At 65.5% G+C, this 6047-nt stretch carries 4 protein-coding genes and 1 tRNA gene; 1 reads left to right on the top strand and 4 read right to left on the bottom strand.

Features of this window, described 5'->3' with window-relative positions; all coding sequences use genetic code 11:
* Window positions 1–2890 (top strand): RND family transporter (locus WA317_RS10950; protein ID WP_425173050.1); only part of this gene is annotated, 2890 nt, incomplete at its 5' end.
* Window positions 2891–2976: 86 nt separating this feature from the next.
* Here the strand turns inward: WA317_RS10950 and WA317_RS10955 are convergent.
* The 4 genes from WA317_RS10955 to WA317_RS10970 form a co-directional block, all read right to left on the bottom strand.
* Window positions 2977–3049: transfer RNA gene (locus tag WA317_RS10955), tRNA-Ala, on the bottom strand.
* A gap of 65 nt (window positions 3050–3114) precedes the next feature.
* Window positions 3115–4134 carry an NAD(P)H-dependent flavin oxidoreductase gene (locus WA317_RS10960; protein WP_425173051.1) on the bottom strand — a complete coding sequence of 340 codons (1020 nt, stop codon included), beginning with the start codon at window positions 4132–4134 and terminating at the stop codon, window positions 3115–3117.
* 94 nt (window positions 4135–4228) lie between these two features.
* On the bottom strand, window positions 4229–5329 hold the full coding sequence (gene glpR, locus WA317_RS10965; RefSeq protein WP_425173052.1) for a gephyrin-like molybdotransferase receptor GlpR: 1101 nt from the start codon (window positions 5327–5329) through the stop codon (window positions 4229–4231).
* Window positions 5330–5471: 142 nt separating this feature from the next.
* On the bottom strand, window positions 5472–6047 hold a 576-nt coding region (locus WA317_RS10970; RefSeq protein ID WP_425173053.1), incomplete at its 5' end, for a GNAT family N-acetyltransferase.

The raw sequence follows: 6047 nt of genomic DNA on the forward strand, positions 1-6047 counted from the left end.
CCCGCAACTCGAACACGTCGTCAGTCAACGATCCGGGCCGTTCATCCCCGCGTCGGCACCCTCGTTGGCGACGTTGAGCGCAATGGGACCCCAATTCGGTGAGTCCTCGGCGACCGCGATCGGCTACCTGGTCATCGAAGACCCCCACGGGATCTCGCAGGCCGATAAACATTTCTACAACCAAATCGTCGGCATCCTTGCCCGCAACCACGCCGACGTGGACTCGGTTCAAGACCTGATCGGCTCGCCCGCCACCGCGGCGTTGGCGACCAGCAAAGACGGCAAGGCCATCTATGCGATCATCCGGTTCTACGGCGGCATGGGGTCCGCGGAGCAGCGCCATGGACAAGACTTCGTGGACTCGGTGCTGGCATCTCAGGTTGCGCCGACCGGTGGGCACGCCTACTTGACGGGCCCCGCCCCGACCATCGGCGACGAACTCAACACCGAGGACCGCACCGTCGCGCTCATCACCGGGTTGAGCGTCGTGATGGTTGTCGCGCTGCTTTTGCTCGTGTATCGCTCCACGACCACGATCATCGTCCCGCTGGCAAGCGTCGGGCTTGCATTGGCAGTGGCCAGGCCGATCGTCGGGTTGTTGGCCTTGCATGCCGGCTTGGACGTGTCGATCTTCTCAGTGATGCTGCTGGCCGCGCTGATCTTAGGCGGTGGCACCGACTATGCAATCTTTCTGGTCAGCGGCTATCACGACTTCCGCCGCCGCGGCGTGCCCGCCGGTGAGCACGCCATCCTGGCGGCGTCCGCCCGCACTTCCGGTGTCATCGTCGCCTCCGGCCTCACCGTCGCCGCAAGCTGCGCGGTGATGGCGCTGACCAAAGTCGTGCTGTTCCGGACCGCCGGGCTGGCCTGTTCGTTGGGCATGCTGCTGGCGGTGGCGGCCGCCCTGACGCTGGTGCCGGCTCTCATGTCCATACTGGCCCGGCGCGGACGGTTGGAACCCAAGGGCACCGGCAGATCCCGGCTCTGGCGACGCCTCGGCATCATCGTAGTCAGGCGCCCGGGGGCGGTGTTCGCACTGAGCCTGGCCATCCTGTGCCTGCTGGCCGCGCAAGTGCCCCGAATGTCGACCGGTTACGACGAACGGGTCATGCAGCCGAAATCGACGGTGAGCAACCAAGGGTACGCGGCCATCGCCCGCCACTACGACCCCAACGAACTCACCCCGGACTATCTGGTCATTCGTGCCGACCACGACTTGCGAAACGCGGCAGGCTTTTCGGCGGTCAACGCCGTCTCCCGCGCCATCCAGCAACTGCCCGGCGTCAAAGAGGTCCGCAGCGTGACCCAGCCGCAGGGCGACCCCATACCGGAATTCTCGTTGGCGCAGCAAGATCGACTCATCGCCGACCGAATGAACGCCGCCATCGCTGCGCTCACCGCCAGCCGGCCGCGGCTGCATCAGCTGACGGACGGTATCGATCAACTCGACCACGGGCTGGGTCAGATCTCCTCGGGCAATTCACGCGCGGCCAATGGCTCTGGCGCCATCGCCAACGGATCAGTGACCCTGCGTGACGGGCTGGCTGTCGCGTTCACCAGCTCCGGCGAATTGTCCACCGGCGCCGACCAATTGGCGGCCGGTTCCCTGGAGCTGGCGAACGGGATCGAAAGCGCCGTCAGCCCCATCCTCGGGATCCTCGATACCCTCGCGCCGCCCGCCGAAAACAGCTGTCCCGAGCCGGGCTGTGCGGCCAACACACAGCTCGAAGTCTTCGCGCACGATCAGTCACTGGTCGGGCAGCTGCGCTACGCCCTCGTTCGGCTGAAGACAGGATCTCGCCAACTCTCCGACGGCAACCAGCGCCTCGCTGACGGCACACGCCAGCTGCGCGACGGACTCGGTCGCGCAGCTGGCGGATCCCTGTCGCTTGCCGACGCTCAGCAAGTACTCACCACCAAGTTGGGTGAACTGTCCAGCGGCGCCGCATCGGCCAAAGCCGGCACCGACCAGATATTCGACGGTGTCAACCAGCTGGCACCGCAGATGCAAACTCTGCTGGATGGCCTGACGCAGGCACGTGACTTCCTCGCCGAGGTGGGCACATCAGTAGGAGACGGACCCGACGGCGGATTTTATGTACCCAAGGCCGCGTTCTCCGACCCGCGGGTCCAGCAAGTCATGAAGTACTTCCTATCCACGGACGGACGAACCGCACGCGTGATCGTGGTCAACACGACCTCGGCCTACAGCCCCGAAGCCACCACGCGGCTGCACACCATCACCGCTGAAGCGGCCAAAGCGCTGGGCCGAACATCAGTGCAGCACAGTCGCGTTGACGCGACTGGCCTCGCCGCGGGTTTCCGAGACCTACATGACATGGTGATGGCCGACTTCGTGCTGATCGCGATCTGCGCGCTGCTGTTCATCGTCATCATCTTGATCGGACTGCTTCGGTCACTGCTGGCGCCGCTGTACTTGATCGCCACCATCGCGCTGTCATACGCGGCGGCGCTCGGGCTGACAGTACTGGTGTGGCAAGAATGCTTCGGCGTCGACATCTACTGGGCCGTTCCACCACTGGCTTTCGTGGCTCTGGTCGCCGTGGGATCCGATTACAACATGATGTTCATGTCGCAAATCCGCGTCGAGTCCGCGAGAGGAATCAACACCGGAATCTTGCGGGCGTTCAAGGCGACCGGCGGTGTGGTCTCAACGGCCGGCGTGATCTTCGCGCTGACGATGCTGGCCATGCTCGCCAGCCCGACTTACAGCATCGGCCAGGTCGGATTCACCATTGGCGCCGGCCTGCTGCTGGACACCTTCATCGTGCGCGCTCTCACCGTACCTGCAGTCGCCGGGCTGCTGGGCCCACGGAACTGGTGGCCGCAGCGAGCGCTCGACAACCACACGATCAGGTCTTTCAGCTAAACCCACCGGGGGACTAAAAATTCTGAGACGTCGCCGGTAGCAAACACAGAAGGGTTGGATTGCCAAAATGCCGGTGGAGCTAAGGGTGGAGCTAAGGGGAATCGAACCCCTGACCTACTCGATGCGAACGAGTCGCGCTACCAACTGCGCCATAGCCCCTGATCGCTAGCAGGCTACCAGTCACGCGCGGCGCGGCCGCAACCTGCACCGGCGCAGAGCCAAGCTCACAGATCACCGGCGAGGCGCTGCAGGATGCCAGCGGTCGGTTCGGCGGTGGCGTGCCGGTAGCCGGTTCCCGCCCACAGATGCACGTAATCGGGCTGCCCCGCGGCGGCGGCAGCCTTGCGCAACTGGCTGGTCAGATGGTGAATAGCCGGGTAGCCCAGCGGTGCCTCGGCTTCGTGGTTGTCGATGAACGCGTTGCGCAGGCCGCGGGCGGGCCGGCCGGTGAACGCATGCGTGAGCACCGTCTCGGTCCTCGCCGGGTCCACCAGCGCGGCCTGATGTGTGCTCGACGCACCACTTTCCGTCGCGCGCAGCAACACGGTGCCGACCACGGCGGCCGCCGCGCCGGCTCGGATCACAGCGGCCACCGCCTGCGGTGTGGCCAGGCCGCCGGCGGCCAGGACCGGTAAGTCCATCGCCTCGCTGATTCGAGCGACCAGATCAGTGATCGGTGCCGGTGTCAGCGGCTTGGTGGGCGTCAAAGTGCCCGAGTGCCCGCCAGCAGTATAGGCCTGAACGGCCAGCATGTCGGCTCCGGCGTCACGGGCGGTAACCGCCTCGTCGAGGCTGGTGACCGTCTGTACGACCACGCTGCCCGCCGACTTCAGCCGGGCGATGCTTTCGTCCGGCGGAATACCGAAGGTGAAGCTCACCAACGGAACCGGATCGTCGAGAAGGAGTTCGACCTTCTCGTCGAAGGCATCGGTGTCCTCGATCGGCTCAGGCGGCAGGGTCAGCCCGAACTTCTCGGCGTCGGACCGGATGGCTGCGGCGTAAAGGCGATACTGCTCGGGGTCGACCGGCATGGTGTTCGGGACGAACAGATTGACACCGAACGGGACCGATTGTGCGCGAACCTCTTTGATCTGCTCTTCGAGCGCGGTTGGCGTCTTGTATCCGGCTGCCAGCATCCCGAGGCTGCCGGCTCGGCTGGCCGCCACCGCCATCGCCGGCGTGCTCGGACCGCCTGACATCGGCGCAGCCAACACCGGAACGGTGATCCCGAACTGTGTCAGCATGCGCGCCTCGTGATCATTGCCCGGCAAGCTATCCCGTTCGGCACGTACTCGATTGCCAGCGACCTGGTGGCTGACGCCACGCCAGTCACCGTCTTTACTGGCCGGCGGCGCGGGGCAAATCGTATTCGTGGTAGGCAGCGGGTGCGTATTCGAGGTGCTCGAAAATCGGGTCCTCGTCGTCGATCTCCAACACCACCGAGCCTGGGCGCCGCAGTCGCGACGGGGTCACGTCGAACTCGCGGTCATGGGTATTCTCCACCCCGTAGCGGGACCTTGCCATGCGCTGCACCCGGCGGCGGCGCAGCCGTGCTTCGATGCGGGTCTGCCTACGCAGATAACCCAAATAGAACACCGTCACGCCGGCCGCAACCCCGAAGGTCCACCACAGCGCCGGTGCCACCAAGTCGGCAAGCGCGGCCGATACCGCCAGGCTGAGCACCATTGCCGTGACGGCGCGTCTGCGGAACCGGAATTTGCGAGCACTGACCGCTGCGGCGGTGTCCGAGTGGTAGCGGCGATGCCGCGGCACTGCAGGTATCGCTGCGGTGGGCGGCTCCTCGACCGGCTCCAATCCGGAGGTGTCGTCGACACTTTCGTAAACGTCGGCCTCTTCGTCGATCTCAGACTCCGGAGCATCGTCGTCGGCTTGATCCGTGCCGATCTGGAGATCAGCGGTCGGGGCTTCTGCCTCCTTGACCACCTCCGTCACCGCTGCCCCCACAACTGCCTCGACCTCGCCGACGACCGCGGCCAGCATTGCATCGGTTGACACGGCGCCGCCGGTCGCAAGTGGCGCGGTCTCGCCGTCGGCGATTTCGATGTGATCGTCCGAGACGTCCGGGTGCATCAATTCAGCCTCGGTGACCGCGGCGGCGACCGCCACGGTCACCACCGTCGGCCGCGTCGGCGCACCGTCATCGGCGTCGTCGTGATCGACATCGTCGTCGAGGTCATCGGCCGGATGCGTGTACTGATCTTCGGCCGGCTGCCAGTTGGGATCGCTGCGGTGCCCGGCGGCGGGTTTGGTGCCCCGGCGCAGCCGGATGCCGTGGGCACTGTTGAGCACCCGCGTCGACAACGCCACATCACTGGTCCGACGCACCGCATCGCGCTTACTGATCAGCATCGGCACCAACACGAACAGCCAGAGCACGACGAGTGAGATCCACAGCAGCGATTGCGGAATGCTTGGCATGGTGAATTGCTCCTTTCCCAGCCAGGCTCAAAAGGCCAGCGCAGAGGGGCCGCGCCGGTGACTCATTACACACCTGTAATTTGCTCGCGCGCATCATTGGTCACACGTGTCACATAAGAAACTGGACAGATTTCTGGGGCCGTCAGGCCCAGTGGGCGCCACCGTTGCGCACCAGAGCCGACGTCACCGACCCGTAGACCTCTTCGGTGGTCAGGGCCACCAGCAAGTGGTCCCGCCAAGCGCCGTCGACTTCGAGGTAGCGCCGCAGCAGACCCTCCTCGCGGAAGCCGACTTTTGCCAGGACCGCGCGGCTGGGCGCGTTCTCAGGTCGCACGGTGGCCTCGACCCGGTGCAGGGTGACTGGGCCGAAGCAATGGTCCAGACCCAACGCCAACGCCCCGGTCGCCACTCCTCCGCCGGTCGCCGAGCTGGTGACCCAGTAACCGATCCACGCCGACCGCAACGCTCCATGAGTGATGTTTCCGATGGTCAGCTGGCCGGCGAACTGCCCGTCGAGCTCAATGGCGTAGGGCAGCATCCGGCCTTTGCGGGCCTCTGAGCGCAGACTCGAACACATCACCGGCCAAGATGAAACCGTGTGCCGCACAGTCCATTCCACCCCTGCACTAGGCTCCCACGGTTCCAGGTGACGGCGGTCGGCCAGCCGGATCCGGCTCCACTGCGCGGCGTCGCGCATACGCACCGGCCGCAACCGCAC

This window comes from Mycobacterium sp., assembly GCF_049802695.1.
GTDB lineage: Bacteria > Actinomycetota > Actinomycetes > Mycobacteriales > Mycobacteriaceae > Mycobacterium.

Excerpts from the sequence above, each read along its gene's own strand:
- WA317_RS10960 (WP_425173051.1), bottom strand. The coding sequence starts at position 4,134 with ATGCTGACACAGTTCGGGATCACCGTTCCGGTGTTGGCTGCGCCGATG.
- glpR (WP_425173052.1), bottom strand. The coding sequence starts at position 5,329 with ATGCCAAGCATTCCGCAATCGCTGCTGTGGATCTCACTCGTCGTGCTC.